General features: G+C 60.4%; 18 protein-coding genes. 9 read left to right on the top strand and 9 right to left on the bottom strand.

What is annotated here, in order from left to right:
• Positions 1 to 3: 3 nt before the first annotated feature.
• From lptC to AC07W4_RS15135, 8 genes are all read left to right on the top strand, one after another.
• The gene (lptC, locus tag AC07W4_RS15170) at positions 4 to 576 is read left to right on the top strand and encodes an LPS export ABC transporter periplasmic protein LptC (RefSeq protein WP_008046157.1); all 573 of its coding nucleotides are present in this window, start codon (positions 4 to 6) and stop codon (positions 574 to 576) included.
• Positions 563 to 1,111, top strand: a complete 549-nt coding sequence (gene lptA / locus AC07W4_RS15165; RefSeq protein ID WP_008046154.1) for a lipopolysaccharide transport periplasmic protein LptA — start codon at positions 563 to 565, stop codon at positions 1,109 to 1,111. The genes lptC and lptA overlap by 14 nt, the downstream gene beginning before the upstream one ends.
• Positions 1,111 to 1,836, top strand: a complete 726-nt coding sequence (gene lptB / locus AC07W4_RS15160; RefSeq protein WP_008054366.1) for an LPS export ABC transporter ATP-binding protein — start codon at positions 1,111 to 1,113, stop codon at positions 1,834 to 1,836. The genes lptA and lptB overlap by 1 nt, the downstream gene beginning before the upstream one ends.
• A 245-nt stretch (positions 1,837 to 2,081) precedes the next feature.
• On the top strand, positions 2,082 to 3,575 hold the full coding sequence (locus AC07W4_RS15155; RefSeq protein ID WP_015093497.1) for an RNA polymerase factor sigma-54: 1,494 nt from the start codon (positions 2,082 to 2,084) through the stop codon (positions 3,573 to 3,575).
• Between the two features lie 74 nt (positions 3,576 to 3,649).
• Positions 3,650 to 3,958, top strand: a complete 309-nt coding sequence (gene hpf, locus AC07W4_RS15150; RefSeq protein ID WP_007941242.1) for a ribosome hibernation-promoting factor, HPF/YfiA family — start codon at positions 3,650 to 3,652, stop codon at positions 3,956 to 3,958.
• A 12-nt stretch (positions 3,959 to 3,970) separates the two neighbouring features.
• Positions 3,971 to 4,435 (top strand): PTS IIA-like nitrogen regulatory protein PtsN, encoded by a 465-nt coding sequence (ptsN, locus tag AC07W4_RS15145; RefSeq protein ID WP_008046148.1) that lies wholly within the window; start codon positions 3,971 to 3,973, stop codon positions 4,433 to 4,435.
• 2 nt (positions 4,436 to 4,437) lie between these two features.
• A complete protein-coding gene (rapZ, locus tag AC07W4_RS15140) occupies positions 4,438 to 5,295 on the top strand; it encodes an RNase adapter RapZ (protein ID WP_495032962.1) in 858 nt (285 codons plus the stop codon).
• A gap of 15 nt (positions 5,296 to 5,310) precedes the next feature.
• Entirely contained in the window at positions 5,311 to 5,586 is a 276-nt protein-coding gene (locus AC07W4_RS15135) for an HPr family phosphocarrier protein (protein ID WP_495032961.1), read from the top strand.
• Positions 5,587 to 5,724: 138 nt separating this feature from the next.
• Here AC07W4_RS15135 and pmbA read toward each other — a convergent pair whose 3' ends face one another.
• Positions 5,725 to 7,071 carry a metalloprotease PmbA gene (gene pmbA / locus AC07W4_RS15130; protein ID WP_495032960.1) on the bottom strand — a complete coding sequence of 449 codons (1,347 nt, stop codon included), beginning with the start codon at positions 7,069 to 7,071 and terminating at the stop codon, positions 5,725 to 5,727.
• Positions 7,072 to 7,179: 108 nt separating this feature from the next.
• On the opposite strand from pmbA, the gene yjgA reads away from it, so the two are divergent.
• The gene (gene yjgA / locus AC07W4_RS15125) at positions 7,180 to 7,704 is read left to right on the top strand and encodes a ribosome biogenesis factor YjgA (RefSeq protein WP_008046139.1); all 525 of its coding nucleotides are present in this window, start codon (positions 7,180 to 7,182) and stop codon (positions 7,702 to 7,704) included.
• Positions 7,705 to 7,806: 102 nt separating this feature from the next.
• Here the strand turns inward: yjgA and tldD are convergent, their stop codons facing one another.
• The 8 genes from tldD to mreB all read right to left on the bottom strand — a co-directional run bounded on the left by tldD (position 7,807) and on the right by mreB (position 19,017).
• Positions 7,807 to 9,249, bottom strand: coding sequence for a metalloprotease TldD (gene tldD, locus AC07W4_RS15120; RefSeq protein ID WP_008046138.1), 1,443 nt, complete (start codon positions 9,247 to 9,249; stop codon positions 7,807 to 7,809).
• Between the two features lie 12 nt (positions 9,250 to 9,261).
• Positions 9,262 to 10,116, bottom strand: coding sequence for a carbon-nitrogen hydrolase family protein (locus tag AC07W4_RS15115; protein WP_495032959.1), 855 nt, complete (start codon positions 10,114 to 10,116; stop codon positions 9,262 to 9,264).
• 69 nt (positions 10,117 to 10,185) lie between these two features.
• The gene (locus AC07W4_RS15110) at positions 10,186 to 13,989 is read right to left on the bottom strand and encodes a YhdP family protein (protein WP_495032958.1); all 3,804 of its coding nucleotides are present in this window, start codon (positions 13,987 to 13,989) and stop codon (positions 10,186 to 10,188) included.
• Positions 13,990 to 14,064: 75 nt separating this feature from the next.
• The gene (rng, locus tag AC07W4_RS15105) at positions 14,065 to 15,522 is read right to left on the bottom strand and encodes a ribonuclease G (protein WP_008018726.1); all 1,458 of its coding nucleotides are present in this window, start codon (positions 15,520 to 15,522) and stop codon (positions 14,065 to 14,067) included.
• 57 nt (positions 15,523 to 15,579) lie between these two features.
• Positions 15,580 to 16,176, bottom strand: coding sequence for a Maf family protein (locus AC07W4_RS15100; RefSeq protein ID WP_495032957.1), 597 nt, complete (start codon positions 16,174 to 16,176; stop codon positions 15,580 to 15,582).
• 32 nt (positions 16,177 to 16,208) lie between these two features.
• Positions 16,209 to 16,700 (bottom strand): rod shape-determining protein MreD, encoded by a 492-nt coding sequence (gene mreD / locus AC07W4_RS15095; RefSeq protein WP_007970244.1) that lies wholly within the window; start codon positions 16,698 to 16,700, stop codon positions 16,209 to 16,211.
• Positions 16,700 to 17,836, bottom strand: coding sequence for a rod shape-determining protein MreC (gene mreC / locus AC07W4_RS15090; protein ID WP_495032998.1), 1,137 nt, complete (start codon positions 17,834 to 17,836; stop codon positions 16,700 to 16,702). The genes mreD and mreC overlap by 1 nt, the downstream gene beginning before the upstream one ends.
• Before the next feature lie 143 nt (positions 17,837 to 17,979).
• Positions 17,980 to 19,017: a rod shape-determining protein MreB gene (gene mreB, locus AC07W4_RS15085; RefSeq protein ID WP_002555108.1), complete on the bottom strand. Its 1,038-nt coding sequence runs from the start codon at positions 19,015 to 19,017 to the stop codon at positions 17,980 to 17,982.
• Positions 19,018 to 19,054 lie beyond the last annotated feature (37 nt).

The raw sequence follows: 19,054 nt of genomic DNA, 5'->3' as shown, positions 1-19,054 counted from the left end.
GACATGCTGAGCAAAAAGTTTCGCAACACACTGATGTTCACTTGCATCGCGGCGATATTCGCCGCGGTTGGCTACTGGAACATCAGCCCGGAACGCTTCCTCGACAAGGCGGTAACGCCGGTCGATGAAAGCGCGATCGACTATTACGCCATCAACGCCCACAGCGTGCAGTACCTGCCGGACGGCAAGCTGCAATATGATCTGGTGTCGGACAAGGTCGAGCACCTGAAAGCGACCGAGGTGACATTGCTGACCAACCCCGACCTGAATGTGTTCCGCGGCACTGAATTCCCGTGGCACGTCCAGAGCCTGCGCGGCGAGGTCAACCCTGATGGCACACAGGTCGAACTGATCGATGACGTGCGTATCACGCGCTTCGACGAGAAAAACCGCAAGACCCTGATCACCAGCACCCGCATGACCGTGTTCCCGCAGCAGCAATATGCGCAGACCGAGCAAGACGTTAGAATCGACGGCGCTGGCGGTGTATCGACTGGCAAGGGAATGAAAGCGTATTTGAAAGAAAGCAGGATACACCTGCTATCGAACGTAAGAGGACAGTATGAGGCTCGTTAAAACCCTCCCGATTTTGCTCAGTCTGGGCGCAGCACTGGGAAGCGTGAGCGCCTGGGCTCTGCCGGAAGATCAACAGCAGCCTATCCGCATTCAGGCCGACGATGCCCAACTGGACGACAAGCAAGGTATTGCCACCTATAAGGGTGACGTGATCATCACCCAAGGCTCGATGAAGGTGACAGGCAACACCGTTACCATCACCCGCACCCCGACTGGTGACATTGACGTAGTGACCTCGGTGGGCAACCTGGCGTACTTCGAGCAATTGCAAACGGCTGGCGATACCAAGCCTGTCCAGGGCTGGGGCGTGACGATCCAGTATCACGCCACGCAAAATCGCGTCGTACTGATCGACAAGGCCAAGGTTGTCGACAAGGACAACAACGTCACCCAAGGCGAGAAAATTGTCTACGACACGGACAAGAAACTCGCCAGCGCCGGTCGCGCCACAGGCAGCAAGATCACCGAGTCGCGCCCGCGTATCGACATGGTGATCCAGCCGAAGAAGAAAACCGACGAGAAAAAGGCCCAGTAATGGCAACTCTGAAAGCTCAGCATCTGGCCAAGAGCTACAAGAGCCGCCAGGTCGTGCGTGACGTCAGCCTGTCCATCGACAGCGGCCAGATCGTCGGCCTGCTTGGCCCGAACGGCGCCGGCAAGACCACCTGCTTCTACATGATCGTCGGCCTGGTGCAAGCCGATCAGGGCCGCGTCCTGATCGATGACCTGGACGTCAGCCACCAGCCGATGCACGGCCGTGCAAAGGCCGGTATCGGCTACCTGCCGCAAGAAGCATCGATCTTCCGCAAACTGTCGGTGGCCGACAACATCATGGCCATCCTCGAGACCCGCAAGGAACTCGACAAGGCCGGCCGTCGCAAGGAACTGGAAAGCCTGCTGCAGGAGTTCCACATCAGCCACATCCGCGACAACCTGGGCATGAGCCTGTCCGGCGGCGAGCGCCGTCGCGTGGAAATCGCCCGTGCCCTGGCCACCAACCCGAAATTCATCCTCCTCGATGAACCCTTCGCCGGTGTGGACCCGATTTCGGTCGGCGACATCAAGCAGATCATTCACCACCTCAAGGCCAAAGGCATTGGCGTGCTGATCACGGACCACAACGTTCGTGAAACCCTGGATATCTGTGAAACCGCCTATATCGTCAATGACGGCCAACTGATCGCCGAAGGCGACGCAGAGACAATCCTGGCCAACGACCTGGTCAAGGAAGTGTATCTGGGCCATGAGTTCCGCCTGTAAACGCTGAGCCGTGCCCAGGCATCTGCCCGGGCACCCGGCCAGCCACTCACCAGCGCCTCGTGCCGACGAGCGTGGTCAGCCCCCGACAAGGGCAGCGCAGCAACACAAATTTATAGTTTTTTATTGTTACAGCGCTCTAGGCAAACCCTTTAGTTTCAGGCATATAATTTGCTTAAGTTTGGCGCCCCGGCGCCCTGTAGTGGATGGCGCATGTGCGCCGGCGAATAAGGTGTTAAGCCCCTGCCATGAAACCATCGCTAGTCTTGAGAATGGGCCAGCAGCTGACGATGACACCGCAGCTGCAACAGGCCATCCGCCTGCTCCAATTGTCGACCCTGGACCTGCAACAGGAAATCCAGGAGGCCCTGGAGTCCAATCCGATGCTCGAACGCCAGGAAGAAGGCGACGACTTCGACAATTCCGACCCCTTGGCCGACAACGCCGAACAAAAGCCCAACACTGACATCCAGGAGCCCTCCTACCAGGAAAGCGCCCCGACGGTTGATAACCTCGATGAGGGTGACTGGAACGAGCGTATTCCCAACGAACTCCCCGTCGACACCGCGTGGGAAGACGTTTACCAGACCAGCGCCAGCAGCCTGCCCAGCAATGATGATGACGAGTGGGACTTCACCACCCGCACCTCGGCCGGCGAAAGCCTGCAGAGCCACTTGCTGTGGCAACTGAACCTGGCCCCGATGTCCGACACCGATCGCCTGATCGCCGTGACCCTGATCGACTGCATCAACAATCAGGGCTACCTGGACGAAACCCTCGAGGAAATCCTCGAAGCCTTCGACCCGGAACTGGACATCGAGCTGGACGAAATCGAAGCCGTCCTGCATCGCATCCAGCAATTCGAGCCTGCCGGCATCGGCGCCCGCAACCTGGGCGAATGCCTGCTGCTGCAATTGCGCCAGCTGCCTGCCAAGACCCCTTGGCTGGCCGAGGCCAAGCGCCTGGTCACCGATTACATCGACCTGCTTGGCAGCCGCGACTACAGCCAGTTGATGCGTCGCATGAAGCTCAAGGAAGACGAACTGCGCCAGGTCATCGAGCTGGTTCAGAGCCTCAACCCTCGCCCGGGCTCGCAGATCGAGTCCACAGAAGCCGAGTATGTCGTTCCTGACGTCATCGTGCGCAAGGACAACGAGCGCTGGCTGGTCGAGCTCAATCAGGAGTCGGTGCCACGACTGCGGGTCAATGCCCAGTACGCCGGTTTCGTGCGCCGCGCCGACACCAGCGCCGACAATACCTTCATGCGCAATCAGTTGCAGGAGGCCCGCTGGTTCATCAAGAGCCTGCAAAGCCGCAATGAAACCCTGATGAAGGTTGCCACCCAGATCGTCGAGCATCAGCGCGGGTTCCTCGAATATGGCGACGAAGCCATGAAGCCGCTGGTCCTGCATGACATCGCCGAAGCGGTCGGCATGCATGAATCGACGATTTCACGGGTGACCACCCAGAAGTTCATGCACACCCCCCGGGGCATTTATGAACTGAAGTACTTTTTTTCCAGCCACGTAAGCACCTCCGAAGGCGGCGAATGCTCGTCTACGGCGATCCGGGCGATCATCAAAAAACTGGTTGCAGCGGAAAATCAGAAAAAGCCGTTGAGTGACAGCAAGATCGCTGGTTTACTGGAGGCACAAGGCATTCAGGTGGCTCGCCGCACCGTCGCCAAGTACCGCGAATCCCTCGGGATCGCGCCTTCGAGCGAACGCAAGCGGTTGATGTAGGGCCACGCCACAGCGTTCCAGTGGTAGATCATCTGATCTACCGCTTTATGCACTGGCAACGAAGGAGAAGCTGTATGCAAGTCAACATCAGTGGACACCAACTGGAAGTGACCGAACCTCTTCGCACCTACATCGGCGAAAAACTCGAACGATTGGAGCGACATTTCGACAAGATCACTAATGTGCAGGTCACGATGACCGTCGAAAAACTGAAGCAGAAAATCGAAGCCACGCTGCATATTCCCGGGAATGAAGTGGTCGCCAACGCGGAACATACCGATATGTATGCCGCGATCGACGCACTCACCGACAAGCTGGATAAACAACTCAAAAAGCATAAGGAAAAGACCCAGAGCCTCCTCCAGGGCGCAACCGGTCGTTAACACTCCCTACCCATGATCCGACTTGAAAGTATCCTGACCCCCGGCCGTTCCCTGGTGAACGTGCCGGGAGGCAGTAAAAAGAAAGCCCTCGAACAAATTGCCAATCTGATCGCCCGCGAAGTGCCGGCCCTGGAGATGCAAGATGTCTTCGAGGCATTGATCGCCCGTGAAAAACTCGGCTCCACCGGGTTTGGCAATGGCATCGCCATTCCACATTGCCGCCTCAAGGGCTGTGTTTCGCCCATCAGTGCATTGATGCACCTGGACGCCCCTATCGATTTCGACGCCATCGATGGCGCGCCGGTCGACCTGCTGTTCGTGCTGCTGGTCCCGGAAGCCGCCACCGATGCGCACCTTGAGCTGCTGCGACAAATCGCCAGCATGCTCGACCGCAAGGAAGTGCGCGAAAAGCTGCGTAGTGCTGCAAGCAACGAAGCCCTGTATCAGGTTGTCCTGGACGAGCAAAACGGTCAGTAATCATGCGCTTGATCATCGTCAGTGGCCGTTCCGGCTCAGGTAAAAGTACCGCCCTCAACGTTCTTGAGGACAACGGCTACTACTGCATCGACAACCTGCCTGCCGGTCTGCTGCCGGAGCTGGCAGAACGCGCCTTGATTCATACCGAGCTGTTGCAGCCGCTGGTCGCCGTTTCCATTGATGCGCGCAACCTGCCAAGCCACCTGTCACGCTTCCCCGAGCTGCTCGAGGAAGTCCGTGCCCGCCACATCCAGTGCGATGTGCTGTATCTGGACGCCGACGAAGAAACCCTGCTCAAGCGTTTCTCGGAAACCCGCCGACGTCACCCCCTGAGCAACGCCAACCGCTCGCTGGCCGAAGCCATCAACGTTGAGAGCGTCCTGCTCGGGCCGATTGCCGACCTTGCCGATCTCAAGATCAACACCACCAGCCTGAACCTGTATCAACTGCGCGACGCCATCAAACTGCGCCTGTTGAATCAGCCTGAGCCCGGGACTGCGTTCCTGGTGGAATCCTTCGGCTTCAAGCGTGGCATGCCGGTGGACGCCGACCTGGTGTTCGATGTGCGCTGCCTGCCCAATCCTTACTGGAAACCGGAGTTGCGCGAGCAGTCCGGGCTCGATCAACCGGTTGCCGAATACCTGGCGGCACAGCCGGATGTCGAAGAGATGTTCCAGGACATTTCCACATACCTGCTAAAGTGGCTGCCTCGTTTTGCCGCCAGCAACCGCGCCTACGTCACCATTGCCATTGGCTGCACTGGCGGACATCACCGTTCCGTCTACCTGACCGAGCGTCTGGGGCAGACGCTGCAACAATCCCTGAAGAACGTCCAGGTCCGCCACCGCGACCTCAGCTAAAGGATTCACATCGCGATGCCTGCTCTGGAAATCGAAATCATCAACAAGCTGGGTCTGCATGCCCGGGCATCTGCAAAATTCGTCGGGGTCGCCGGCCAGTTCAAGGAATGCACGATCAGGGTAGGACGCACACCCGAATCAACGGTAGATGGCAAAAGCATCATGGCGATGATGATGCTGGCTGCCGGCAAGGGCACCAAAATCCATCTGAGCACGGAAGGCGAGCAGGAAAAGGAAGCGATGGAAGCGCTGGTAACCCTGATCAATAACTACTTCGACGAAGGCGAATAAACCTCAAAAGATCGCAGCCTTCGGCAGCTCCTGCATTGGGTTCGTGCAGGAGCTGCCGAAGGCTGCGATCTTTTGATCCACAAAAAAAGGCGCGCCACCCGGATGGGTGGCGCGCCTTTTTTGTGCAGCGTTCGCAGGCTAGCTACCCGCCACCGTCATCCGCTCGATCAGCACGGAGCCCGTGCGAATATTGCTGCGCAGTTCCAGGTCGTTACCCACGGCAACGATCTGTTTAAACATATCGCGCATGTTCCCGGCGATGGTCACTTCCTGCACCGCGAACTGGATTTCGCCGTTCTCGACCCAGTAACCCGCCGCACCACGGGAGTAATCGCCGGTGACCATGTTGAGGCCCTGCCCCATCAATTCAGTCACCAGCAAGCCACGCCCCATGCGCCGCAGCAAGGCAGCCTGGTCTTCGTCACCATGGGTGACGAACAGGTTATGCACGCCACCGGCATTGGCCGTGCTCGGCATGCCGAGCTTGCGACCGGAATAGGTACCGAGGATGTACGACACCAACTCGCCCTTTTCGACGAACGGCTTGGCGTAGGTTGCCAAACCATCACCGTCGAACGCTGCGCTGCCCATGGCACGCATCAGATGTGGACGCTCGTCAATGGTCAGCCACTCCGGAAACAGCTTCTGACCGAGAGTGCCCTCAAGGAACGAAGACTTGCGATACAGACTGCCGCCGGAGATCGCCGACAGGAAACTGCCGAACAGCCCCCCGGCCAACTCGGCGGAAAACAGCACCGGCACCTCGCAAGTCGGCACCGGACGCGCGCCCAGACGGCTCGCCGCCCGTTGCGCGGCGCGCTGACCGATACTCACCGGGTCGGCGAGCAGATTGCCCTGGCGGTTCACGTCATACCAGTAATCGCGTTGCATCTGGCCATCGGCCTCGGCGATCATCACGCAGCTCAGGCTGTGACGAGTCGAGGCGTAACCGCCGATAAACCCGTGGCTATTGCCATAAACACGGCAGCCCTGATGGGTACTGAGGGTGGTGCCGTCGGCGTTCTTGATCCGGCTGTCGGCGGCAAACGCCGCGGCTTCGCAGGCCAGGGCCTGTTCGATGGCTTGTTCTGGCGTGATGTCCCATTGGTGGAACAGGTCGAAATCCTGAATATCCCGCGCCATCAGCGCGGCATCCGCCAAGCCCGAAGCTTCGTCTTCCGAAGTGTGTTTGGCGATGGCCAGTGCAGCGGCGACGGTTTCGCGAATCGCGTCAGGGCCGCTGGCCGAAGTGCTGGCCGAGCCTTTGCGCTGACCGACGTACAGGGTGATGCCGAAACCCTGGTCGCGGTTGAATTCAACGGTTTCGACCTCACGCTGGCGCACCGAAGTCGACAAACCCTGCTCCAGCGACACCGCCACTTCACAGGCGCTGGCCCCTTGGCGCCTGGCTTCAGCGATGATCTGCTCGACTTGTTCCTGCAGTGCCGGCAACGCTTGTGGGCCGACGTTTTCAACTGCACTCATGCTGTTCTCCACTCAAATTCTGCTTTCGGTAACGGTCATCGAGCGACCGGGCCGGACAAGCGGCCCCCGACTGGTTATCATGGCGGCGATTCTTTGCGGACGGCCACCATGGTTGATTCTTACGACGACTCCCTCGATACGGGAGAAAAAAGCAAATCCCAGGTCAAACGCGAGCTGCATGCTCTGGTTGACCTTGGCGAGCGCCTTACAACACTCAAGCCTGACTTGCTGGCAAAACTGCCCTTGACCGACGGAATGCGTCGGGCTTTGGCCGATGCGCCCAAGCACACCGCGAATATCGCGCGCAAACGGCACCTTCAGTTCATCGGCAAACTGATGCGCGATCAGGACACTGCCGCCATTCTGGTTCTGCTCGATCAACTCGATGCCTCCACCCGTCAATACAACGAACGCTTCCATAACCTGGAGCGCTGGCGCGATCGTCTGATCGCCGGCGACGATGCCGTTCTGGAAAAATTCGTCGTCGACTACCCGGACGCGGACCGCCAGCAATTGCGTTCCCTGATCCGTCAGGCCCAGCATGAGCTTGCGCAAAACAAGCCTCCTGCTTCCAGCCGTAAAATCTTCAAGTACATCCGTGAGCTGGACGAGACTCAACGCGGTCTGCGTTAATTCATCGAGCCCCTGTAGGAGCTGCCGCAGGCTGCGATCTTTTGATCTTGAAAAAGCAAAGATCGCAGCCTGCGGCAGCTCCTACAAAGGCGGTGTATCTCCTTACGACCCCGTGCCACCCACGGTGATCGCATCAATCTTCAGCGTTGGCTGGCCGACACCCACCGGCACCGACTGCCCATCCTTGCCACACGTCCCCACGCCGCTGTCCAGCGCCAGATCATTACCGACCATCGACACCTTGCTCATGGCTTCCGGCCCGTTGCCGATCAGGGTTGCGCCCTTGACCGGAGCGGTGATCTTGCCGTCCTCGATCAGGTACGCCTCGCTGGTGGAGAACACGAATTTGCCGCTGGTGATGTCCACCTGACCGCCACCGAGGTTGGCGCAGTAGATGCCGCGCTTCACCGAGGCGATGATTTCCGCCGGATCGCTTTCGCCAGCGAGCATGTAGGTGTTGGTCATGCGCGGCATCGGCAGGTGCGCGTAGGATTCGCGACGACCGTTACCGGTGCGCGCCACGCCCATCAGGCGGGCGTTGAGCTTGTCCTGCATGTAGCCCTTGAGTACGCCGTTTTCGATCAGCGTGGTGCACTCGGTCGGCGTGCCTTCGTCGTCGACGCTCAACGAGCCACGGCGACCGGCCAGGGTGCCGTCATCGACAATGGTGCACAGTTTCGACGCAACCATCTCGCCCATGCGCCCGCTGTAAGCCGAACTGCCCTTGCGGTTGAAGTCGCCTTCCAGACCGTGACCGACCGCTTCGTGCAACAGCACGCCGGACCAGCCTGAGCCGAGCACCACCGGCAAGGTACCGGCCGGTGCCGGAATGGCTTCGAGGTTGACCAGCGCCTGGCGCAACGCTTCACGGGCATAGCCCATGGCGCGGTCTTCGCCGAGGAAATAACGGTAATCGGTCCGACCGCCACCACCATGGCCGCCGCGCTCGCGGCGACCGTTCTGCTCGACGATCACGCTGACATTGAAACGCACCAGCGGGCGCACATCCGCCGCCAGACCGCCGTCAGTGGAGGCCACCAGAATCCGTTCCCAGACACCGGCCATGCTCACGGTGACTTGCTGGATGCGCGGGTCGAGGGCGCGGGTCGCGGCATCGATTCGCTTGAGCAAATCGACTTTCTCGGCACGAGTCAGCACTTCCAGGGGATTATCCGGCGCATACAACTGCGCGACATCCTGGCTGCTGAATGCCTGTACGGTGCCGTGCTGCCCTGCCCGGGAAATCGAACGGGCAGCACGCGCCGCCGCGCCAAGGGCTTCCAGGGTGATGGCATTGCTGTAGGCAAATCCGGTTTTTTCACCCGATTGCGCGCGCACGCCCACACCCTGGTCAAGGTTGAAGCTGCCTTCCTTGACGATGCCGTCTTCCAGCGCCCAGGACTCGGAGATCTGCCCCTGGAAATACAGGTCGGCCGCATCGATGCCCGGCCCGGCCAGATCGCCGAGCACGCCTTGCAGGCTCTCGATCGTGACGCCACCGGGCGCCAGCAGGTGTTCACTGACTGAGGACAACAACTCGCTCATATGCTTTACGCCTTAAATTCGTCGTTCTGATGCAGGTCGCTGGGCGCCCTGCGAGAAAAAGCGCCGGTGACTGGACACCGGCATCCGCGCCCGGATGGACGCCTGTTCGCTGCTGTCGCGTTCGGCCAGCAGCACGGCCTCGCCTTGATCCTGTTGTGCCAGCACACGCCCCCACGGGTCGACGATGGCGGCATGCCCAAAGGTTTCCCGCGGCCCCGGATGCTTCCCGCCCTGGGCAGCCGCGAGCACGTAACATTGCGTTTCGATGGCTCGCGCACGAATCAGCACATCCCAATGCGCCGCGCCGGTCACCGCCGTGAAGGCCGAAGGGGCGGTAATCAGCTCCGCGCCGGCTGCGCGCAATTCGCTGTACAGTTCCGGGAAGCGCAAGTCGTAACAGACCGTCAGGCCAACCCGGCCGACAGGCGTGTCCGCCACGACCACCCCGTTGCCATAAGCATAGTCATCGGATTCACGATAACGGCCGCGATTGTCCGCCACGTCGACGTCGAACAGGTGCAGCTTGTCGTAGCGCGCCACCGTTTCGCCCTGATCATCGACCAGCAATGAACAGGCATGCACCTTGGCCGTCGGTTGATCCACCGGCGGCAACGGCAATGTGCCGGCCACAATCCATAACTTGAGGTCGCGCGCGGTCTGTTTCAACCATGGCAGGATCGGGCCTTCGCCCAGTGCTTCGGCGCGCCCGATGTCGGCAATGTCGCGCCGGCCCATGGCGGCGAAGTTTTCCGGCAATACGGCCAGTTTCGCGCCACCGGCGGCCGCTTGCTCGAGCAGCCGACGGGCCTGGGCCAGATTGGCCGGCACATCGCTCTGGCTGACCATTTGAATCACCGCTACAGACATGGCGCACTCCTGGAATCGTATGCGGCCATGCTACTCCATAGGCTTGCCGAGCGCCTTTTCAAAAGGATCTCAAAAAGCCTTGTCGAAGGTAATCTTCGGTTCTTTCCACGGTCCTTTGACGGTGTACTTCACACTGGCGAAACGGGCGACCCGGTCACCGATCAGCTTGTCGATCAGGAACAGCGCTCCACCGACCGCGGGTGCGCCGACGATCAGCGCGGCAATCGGCAGGTTATTGGTCACAGGCAAGGTCACCATCAGTTTCGCATCGATCTGATCGGCCACCATGTTCAGGGTGCCGTCGAGTTCGATTGTGCTCGACGGCCCCGTCAGCCGGATCGGCTCACGGGTGACATACACGCCATTGGTCCCGACCAGCAGCCCTTTGACCCGGTCATAACTCAGGCCCTTGCCGAACAGGTCGGAGAAGTCCAGGCGCAGGCGCCGGCCGATGGAGTTGAAGTTGAGCAAGCCAAATACCCGCAACGCCTGGGCACTGCCCTCAACCTCGACGAACTGGCCCTGATTGAGCGTCGCATCGAGCGAGCCGGAGAAACGCTTGGTCGCCACCCAGGCCGGCGAGCCGGGCCAGCGGCCATCAACGTCCATATAGAAATCCTTGCTGGTGACGCTCGGCGCAAACCCCCAGCCCTTGAGCACATCGGCCAGGTTCTTGCCGCTGATGCGGCCCTTGTACCAGCTGTTGCTGGCGCCAGGCACGCCTTCCCAGCCACCACTGCCCACCAACAGCATGCCCTTGAGGCCCAGGTCCAGGGAGTTGAACACGATGCCCTTGGGCGTCGGACGAATCTTCAGCGACCAGCCACCCACCAGATCCTGGCCCTGGAATAGCTGATTGATGGTGATGTCCATCGCGGGGATTTTCGTCGGGTCCACCGACGCCAGCGGATCCGGCGAGTTTTCATCGGCCAGCACGGTCGGGTCCGGCGCGGGCAGACGCACGGTTTGCAGATTGATCGTGATTGGCGCGGCCTTCAAATCGGGAAGATTGGCGCTGCCCTTGATCTGCTGGCTGTCCAGTTGCAACGCCCAGGCGGAAGGCTTGCGCGCCAGCTGGATCGAGGCCTGATCAAGGGTGGTGCCGATACCGCTGAGCTTGCCGACCTGGAAATCCGCGCCGCTGAGCAGTTGCCTGGCGCTGCCGCCTGGGTCCTGTCCGGCGTATCTGTCCACCAGGTCCTTCCACGGACCAACGTCCAGCTCCGACAACACGCCCCGTATCCGCAGGCCTTTGGTGTCCGGCAACACGGCCTCGCCGCCACCGAGGAACAAGTCCCCGCGACCATCGGCGAAATTGCTGGCCGGAGCCGCGAACGTGAAACTCGCCAGGTCCCCGTAGTTGGCCCAATAACGCCGCTCGTCGCCCTGCAAAGTCATGCGCAACGTCGTGTCGCGCCCAGCCTCGGAGGTCATGCCGAACGGCGCTGGCAAATCGACGGCCACGCCCCTGAGACTGGAATTGACCATCAACTGGCTATTGGCGCCGTCCAGGGTCAGTTGCAGTTGATACGGGATCACGCCGCTCACCGGCAGAGGCTGGGTCACCTTCAGCCAGTCGGTCAGTTTCTTGACCTCGACCTGCCCTGACGCGGCCACCCGGGTATTGAGTTTGCCCGGGCTGCCATCGGCAAAAATCTGTGCGGTGACCGGCTTGTCGAACGCCCGGGCACTGATGCTGTGCCCGCTCAGGCCTTTGCCACTGTCGAAACGGAAATCACCTTTGAGCTGGGTCAGCTCCAGCGCAGGTTCGGCCAGTTTCAAGCGAGCCTTGGCGGTCTTGAAGTCGACGAGGATCTTCGGCTCCTCGCCTCTTGCCAGGGGAATATCCAGCTTCAACTTGCCTTGCAGGTCCCCCTCGCCCTCCCAGCCGGCAAAGGTTGCCCCGGTGCCGATAGGCGCTTCCTGGAGGATTTTCAGTCCATCGCCCAACCCGCCGGCAAATCCTCCATCGAGGAACAAATGAGAGTTCTGCCCGGCCGGCACATGGGGAATGTTGACGTAGATATCGTTGACCTGCGTATCGAGCAACTGGCCCTTGCTGGCCAGAATCCGCACGCCGCTGTCTTCGACAAACACATCACCGCTGACCTTGCTGACATGGGGCCAGCCCGGCTGAAAGGCCAGTTCGGCATCGTGGACCTTGAAGAACAGGCTGATGCTGCGATCGACGTCCGCGGCACCATGGCTGAGCGACCCTTGATACTGGAAGAAGCCTTGATCCACCGCGCCCTTGAGAATCGCCGTGCGCAGCCATTCATCCAGCGCAGGGCCGAGGACTGCCGGCAGGTACTTGGCGGTGTAGCGACCGTCACCGTCCACCATGCCGACCCGCAGGTCCATGTAGTCTTCCTGAGTGCTGTCGAAGTGCAGGCGAATCAGGAAGTCGCCGGCGATCTTGCCTTCCTCGCCCAGCACTTTCAGATATGGCGCGATCAGGGTGAAACCTTCTTTATCGAGTTTCCAGGTCAGCCGCGCATTGGCCTGAATGTACTGCCATGGCTTGGCGAAAATCGGGTCCAGGTGCAGCATGAAATCCTTGCTGTCCATGCGCAACTCGCCTTGCCCCAGGTCACCGCTGATGCTGCCGCTGACATTGCGCGCCGCCGGTGCGCCGTGATAAGCGTCGAAGCCGACCTGGTCGAGGTTGGCGGCAAACCCGAACTTGCTGTCGTCGATGGCATTGGGGCGGAAGTCGACCAGCACGTTACGCAGGCCACCCGTGACTTTCAATCGATCGACAACCGTGGCAAAACCTTCTGGCAACGGCGCCAGGGCGTTTAGCAGCGGGGTCAGCGGAGTGAGATCAACCCGGTCGGCTTGCAGGTGCCAGAGCTCTTGGGTTTTATCAGTGGCGGCGCTTTGCGTGAGCTGCAAATGCGTTTCCCAGCGGGTCTCGCCGAGGCTCATTGCCAGGGAGTCCAGAGTCACCGACGCGCCTTTGGCACTGCGCTGGAAGTAGCCATTGAGCGCCAGGTTGTTGATCTGGACTGGCTTGCGCTCGCCGTACGCGCCCTTGAGTTGTGGCGCGTTCAGGCGCACTGCAGCGCTTTGCAAGGTGCCTTTGCCCCAGCTCGCCCACAACTCGCCGCCGGCCTTGATCTCGGAAAAAGTCCACTCTTGGGTCACTCGCTCGGGCAACCACTTCGACCAGTCGCTTTGCGGAAGGCTCAGGTAGACCTCGGCTTCACCGTCCTTCCATTGACTGGCTCGAATACGGGTACGCAGGCTCATGGCCACCGGTTGCCCGTCGGGCAGGGTCAGTCGTGCGTCGAGCCGCTGCCGTGACACCCCGGTTTTCAGGTTCAGGCCGACATAAGTCAGGGTCAGAGGCGACTGGCCAAACGGCTGCAAGGTCACCTGACTGTCGAGCACCGACAGTTGCTGGATCATCTGCATGCGATTGAAAAGTTGTTCCGGATCGGTGGCCTGGTCTTGCTGCACCGGCAAACCTTCCAGCGCCCATTGACCGTCGTCGCCCTCCTTTAGGTTGATCTTCAGCCCGCTCAGTTCCAGATGAGCGATGCGTACCTGACGAGCCAGCAGGCTGGCCCAAAGATCCGGTACGGCACGCACCTGGTCCAGGTGCAAGGCATTGGCGCCCTCGCCGACCGTCACATCGTGCGCCATCAATATAGGGGCGAATCCACTCCAGTTGCCTTCGAGCTCGCCGATCTGCAACGGCATGCCCAAGGCATCGCTGGCTTTGGTTTCGATGTCGGCACGGTACTCGGCGACTAACGGCGTCAGCTCCCGGCCAAGGCTGACGTAGAGCGCCATCAACACCAAAACCAACGCGCACAGGCCCAGACCCCAGCGGGTCAGTGCGGCCAAAATGCGTGTCAGACGGTCCATGTCAGATGGCCCCCATGGCAAAGGTTTTGCAAAAAGCTGAGGCCAGCCATTCTTGAACAATCAAAACGAAATGCTTCAGAGCAGCACCACGTCGTATTGTTCCTGGGAATACATGGTTTCGACCTGAAAGCGGATGGTGCGCCCGATAAATCCTTCCAGTTCGGCAACGTTACCCGACTCTTCGTCGAGCAGGCGGTCCACCACTTTCTGGTTCGCCAATACACGATAGCCTTCCGCCTGATAGGCGCGAGCCTCACGCAGGATTTCACGGAAGATTTCGTAGCAAACGGTTTCCGGGGTCTTGAGCTTGCCCCGTCCCTGACAGGCATTGCACGGCTCGCACAACACTTGCTCAAGGCTTTCGCGGGTGCGCTTGCGGGTCATCTGCACCAGGCCCAGCTCGGTGATACCGATGATGTTGGTCTTGGCGTGATCGCGCTCCAATTGCTTTTCGAGGGTGCGCAACACCTGACGCTGGTGTTCTTCATCTTCCATGTCGATGAAGTCGATGATGATGATTCCGCCCAGGTTACGCAGGCGCAATTGACGGGCGATGGCCGTCGCGGCTTCGAGGTTGGTCTTGAAGATGGTCTCTTCGAGGTTGCGATGGCCGACGAACGCCCCGGTATTGACGTCGATGGTGCTCATGGCTTCCGCCGGATCGACCACCAGATAGCCGCCGGACTTGAGCGGGACCTTGCGTTCGAGGGCCTTCTGGATTTCGTCTTCGACGCCATACAGGTCGAAAATCGGCCGCTCACCCGGGTAATGCTCCAGGCGGTCAGCAATCTCGGGCATCAGTTCGGCGACGAATTGCGTGGTTTTCTGAAAGGTTTCCCGAGAGTCGATGCGGATCTTCTCGATTTTCGGGCTCACCAGGTCACGCAGGGTGCGCAGCGCCAGACCGAGGTCTTCGTAGATCACGCTAGGCGCGCTGATGGTTTTGATCTGGGCGTTGATCTGATCCCAGAGACGGCGCAGGTAGCGGATGTCCATGAGGATTTCATCGGCGCCGGCTCCTTCGGCTGCGGTGCGCAAGATGAAACCGCCGGCCTCCTTTATCCCTTCCTTGGCCACGCAGTCGGTGACCACCTGCTTGAGGCGTTCGCGCTCGGCTTCGTCTTCGATCTTCAGGGAAATGCCGACGTGAGCGGTGCGCGGCATGTATACCAGGTAACGCGAAGGGATCGAAAGCTGGGTGGTCAGGCGTGCGCCCTTGGAGCCGATCGGGTCCTTGGTCACCTGCACCACCAGGCTCTGGCCTTCGTGCACCAGTGCACTGATGCTCTCGACCGCCGGGCCTTCGCGCAGGGAAATTTCCGACGCATGAATGAATGCTGCACGGTCCAGGCCGATATCGACGAATGCCGCTTGCATCCCCGGCAATACCCGCACGACCTTGCCTTTATAGATGTTCCCGACGATCCCGCGCTTTTGCGTGCGCTCGACATGGACCTCTTGCAGGACACCGTTTTCGACCACCGCCACGCGCGACTCCATCGGCGTGATGTTGATCAGGATCTCTTCACTCATGGCAGGGTCTCGTTCAGGCATGTTCACGATAATGGCCGCATCTGTTCAGGAAGACGCTTAAAGCGCGTTCCGGGGTTGCCAACAGGGTATGCCGAAATGGCCGAGCAGTTCCGCGGTTTCGCAAAGCGGCAGTCCGACCACCGCTGAATAACTTCCATCGAGCCCGGCGACAAACACCGCACCCAGTCCTTGAATGCCATAACCGCCCGCCTTGTCCCGTGGTTCGCCGCTGGCCCAGTAGGCCACGGCTTCTTCACGACTGATATCCCGAAAACGCACGCGACTGGTGACAACCCGGGATTCGCAACGTTCGCCATCGAGCACGGCAATCGCGGTCAGGACTTCATGCTCGCACCCTGACAACATCATCAGCATGGCGCACGCATCCGCTTGATCAACCGGTTTACCGAGAATTTTTCCATCGAGCACCACGGCGGTATCGGCGCCGAGCACGCAGAACGGTTCTTCGAACACAGCGCCGCCGCGTCCGGCCTCGGCCTTGCCGCGCGCCAGGCGCTCGACATAAGCCGATGGGGATTCTTGAGCTAAAGGAGTTTCATCGATGTCCGCGCTGACGGCGCAGAACGGAACGCCGATCTGCGTAAGCAATTCACGTCGACGCGGCGAACCAGAGGCGAGGTACAACCGTTTCATCAAGACCTCTCCCTGTCCAATGCCTAAGCGAATTAATTGATTTTGTAGCGTCGACGCAGTCCGCGCAAACCGAAACTGATCCAGGGCCAGAGCAGCGCACTGACCAGTGCCGGCAGCACCAGCGCCAGCGTCGGCTGACGATTGCCGGTCAAGGCACTGAGCCACAGTTGTACGAGCTGGGCGAGGCCGAAGATCACCAGGATCACCAGGCTCTGCTGCCACATCGGAAACATCCGCAGGCGTTGTTGCAGCGCCAGCACCAGATAGGTGATGAGGGTCAGGATCAAGGCGTTCTGCCCCAGGAGCGTGCCGTAGAGCACGTCTTCAGCCAGCCCCAGGCAAAACGCCGTCACCATCCCGACGGTCTGCGGCAGGTTCAACGCCCAGAATGCCAGCAACAAGGCCAGCCACAGCGGGCGCAGGATTTCCATGAATTGCGGCAGAGGCGAAACGCTCAACAGCAGACCGACGGCGAACGTCAACCAGACTATCCAGCCGTTTCGGGATGCTTTTACACCGCCCATTATTCTCTCCCCACTGGAGTGGCCGGCGCGGAGACTGGCGGTTTGGCGGCAGGCTTCGCGGCAGCGGGTTGCGCCGCCGGCGGTTTAGCCGCAGCAGGATGCGAGGCTGCGGGCTTGGCCGGCGTGGTGGCTGGCTTGGCCGGGGCAGTGGCCGCAGGCGCCGCCGTGGCAGGAATCGCCGGTGCGGCAGCCGGTGCAGCCGGTACCGCGGGGCTGACCAGCTTCGGAACCGTCGCCGGAATGGTCGGCCCGCCGCCCTGTGCATCCAGGCTTTCCTGGGCCTGGGCGGCAGCGTTGACGCGCTCTTCGGCAGTCCGGTTGTCGCTGAACACCAGCAGCAGGTAACGGCTACGGTTCAAGGCGGCGGTCGGAACGGCGCGGACAATGGCAAACGGCTGGCCGGAATCGTGAATCACTTCCTTGACCGTCGCCACCGGATAACCGGCCGGGAAACGCTGACCAAGGCCGGAGCTGACCAGCAAGTCGCCTTCCTTGATGTCGGCGGTATCGGCCACATGCCGCAACTCCAGACGCTCCGGGTTGCCGGTGCCGCTGGCAATCGCCCGCAAACCGTTACGGTTCACCTGCACCGGAATGCTGTGGGTGGTATCGGTCAGCAGCAAGACACGGGACGTGTAGGGCATCAACTCGACCACCTGGCCCATCAGGCCACGGGCATCGAGTACCGGCTGACCAAGGACCACGCCGTCGCGCTCACCTTTATTGATGATGATGCGATGGGTGAAGGGATTGGGGTCCATGCCGATCAACTCGGCCACTTCGACCTTCTCGTTGACCAGGGCCGAAGAGTTGAGCAACTCGCGCAGCCGAACGTTCTGCTCGGTCAGGGCGGCCAGCTTCTGCATGCGCCCCTGCAACAGCAGGTTCTCGGTCTTGAGTTTTTCGTTTTCGGCGACGAGTTCGGTCCGGCTGCCAAACTGACTGGCAACGCCTTCCCACAGTCGTCCGGGCAGGTCGGTGATCCAGTAGGCGTCCATCAGCACCAGCGACATCTGGCTGCGTGCAGGCTTGAGCAGACTGAAACGGGCATCGACCACCATCAGCGTGACCGATAGCACGACCAGCACCAACAGGCGCACGCCCAGTGAAGGGCCCTTGGTGAAAAGCGGTTTAATAAGCCGCTCCTCCCAGGCAAATGTTCTGTTTATTCATACGGCAGCAATCCGGCCTGGATGCAGACTGACAGAAGATAAACGCGAACAGGCAGCACTGCAAAGTGCCGCCTGCGCGCTCAACAGCATAGAGGCAATCCGGCGACTTATTCGCTGGAAAGCAGGTCCATGGTGTGTTTATCCATCATTTCCAATGCACGGCCACCGCCGCGAGCAACGCAGGTCAGCGGGTCTTCGGCGACGATCACCGGCAGACCAGTCTCCTGGGCCAGCAATTTGTCCAGGTCACGCAACAAGGCGCCACCACCGGTCAGTACCAGGCCACGCTCGGCGATATCGGAAGCCAGTTCCGGAGGCGATTGCTCCAGGGCGCTTTTCACGGCCTGAACGATGGTAGCCAGGGACTCTTGCAGAGCTTCCAGCACTTCGTTGGAGTTCAGGGTGAATGCCCGTGGAACGCCTTCGGCCAGGTTACGGCCACGAACGTCGACTTCGCGAACTTCGCCGCCCGGGTAGGCCGTACCGATTTCCTGCTTGATGCGCTCGGCGGTGGATTCGCCGATCAGGCTGCCGTAGTTGCGACGCACGTAGGTGATGATCGCTTCGTCGAAGCGGTCGCCGCCTACACGTACGGATTCGGCGTAAACCACACCATTGAGGGAGATCAGCGCGATTTCAGTGGTACCGCCACCGATATCCACGACCATCGAGCCGCGAGCTTCTTCTACCGGCAGGCCGGCACCGATCGCAGCGGCCATTGGCTCTTCGATCAGAAACACTTCACGGGCACCGGCACCGAGGGCCGATTCACGGATTGCACGACGCTCAACCTGGGTGGATTTGCATGGAACGCAGATCAACACGCGAGGGCTAGGCTGCAGGAAGCTGTTTTCGTGAACCTTGTTGATGAAGTACTGCAGCATTTTTTCGCACACGCTGAAGTCGGCGATCACGCCGTCCTTCATCGGACGAATGGCAGCAATGTTGCCCGGAGTACGGCCCAGCATGCGCTTGGCTTCGGTGCCGACAGCAACGACACTTTTCTGGTTACCGTGTGTCCGAATGGCCACAACCGATGGCTCATTCAGGACGATACCGCGCTCGCGCACGTAAATAAGGGTGTTGGCAGTGCCCAGGTCAATGGAGAGATCGCTGGAAAACATGCCACGCAGTTTCTTGAACATGGGAAAGGGACCCTAGGCAACGCGTGGGTAAAAAAGT

This window comes from Pseudomonas sp. GW821-FHT02A08, assembly GCF_059422045.1.
The sequence above is the reverse complement of the archived record's forward strand: the minus strand, read 5'-3'. Positions and strand labels throughout refer to the sequence as shown.

Coding starts and splice junctions, on each gene's coding strand:
- lptC (WP_008046157.1), top strand. CDS start 4: ATGCTGAGCAAAAAGTTTCGCAACACACTGATGTTCACTTGCATCGCG.
- lptA (WP_008046154.1), top strand. CDS start 563: ATGAGGCTCGTTAAAACCCTCCCGATTTTGCTCAGTCTGGGCGCAGCA.
- lptB (WP_008054366.1), top strand. CDS start 1,111: ATGGCAACTCTGAAAGCTCAGCATCTGGCCAAGAGCTACAAGAGCCGC.
- AC07W4_RS15155 (WP_015093497.1), top strand. CDS start 2,082: ATGAAACCATCGCTAGTCTTGAGAATGGGCCAGCAGCTGACGATGACA.
- hpf (WP_007941242.1), top strand. CDS start 3,650: ATGCAAGTCAACATCAGTGGACACCAACTGGAAGTGACCGAACCTCTT.
- ptsN (WP_008046148.1), top strand. CDS start 3,971: ATGATCCGACTTGAAAGTATCCTGACCCCCGGCCGTTCCCTGGTGAAC.
- rapZ (WP_495032962.1), top strand. CDS start 4,438: ATGCGCTTGATCATCGTCAGTGGCCGTTCCGGCTCAGGTAAAAGTACC.
- AC07W4_RS15135 (WP_495032961.1), top strand. CDS start 5,311: ATGCCTGCTCTGGAAATCGAAATCATCAACAAGCTGGGTCTGCATGCC.
- pmbA (WP_495032960.1), bottom strand. CDS start 7,071: ATGAGTGCAGTTGAAAACGTCGGCCCACAAGCGTTGCCGGCACTGCAG.
- yjgA (WP_008046139.1), top strand. CDS start 7,180: ATGGTTGATTCTTACGACGACTCCCTCGATACGGGAGAAAAAAGCAAA.
- tldD (WP_008046138.1), bottom strand. CDS start 9,249: ATGAGCGAGTTGTTGTCCTCAGTCAGTGAACACCTGCTGGCGCCCGGT.
- AC07W4_RS15115 (WP_495032959.1), bottom strand. CDS start 10,116: ATGTCTGTAGCGGTGATTCAAATGGTCAGCCAGAGCGATGTGCCGGCC.
- AC07W4_RS15110 (WP_495032958.1), bottom strand. CDS start 13,989: ATGGACCGTCTGACACGCATTTTGGCCGCACTGACCCGCTGGGGTCTG.
- rng (WP_008018726.1), bottom strand. CDS start 15,522: ATGAGTGAAGAGATCCTGATCAACATCACGCCGATGGAGTCGCGCGTG.
- AC07W4_RS15100 (WP_495032957.1), bottom strand. CDS start 16,176: ATGAAACGGTTGTACCTCGCCTCTGGTTCGCCGCGTCGACGTGAATTG.
- mreD (WP_007970244.1), bottom strand. CDS start 16,700: ATGGGCGGTGTAAAAGCATCCCGAAACGGCTGGATAGTCTGGTTGACG.
- mreB (WP_002555108.1), bottom strand. CDS start 19,017: ATGTTCAAGAAACTGCGTGGCATGTTTTCCAGCGATCTCTCCATTGAC.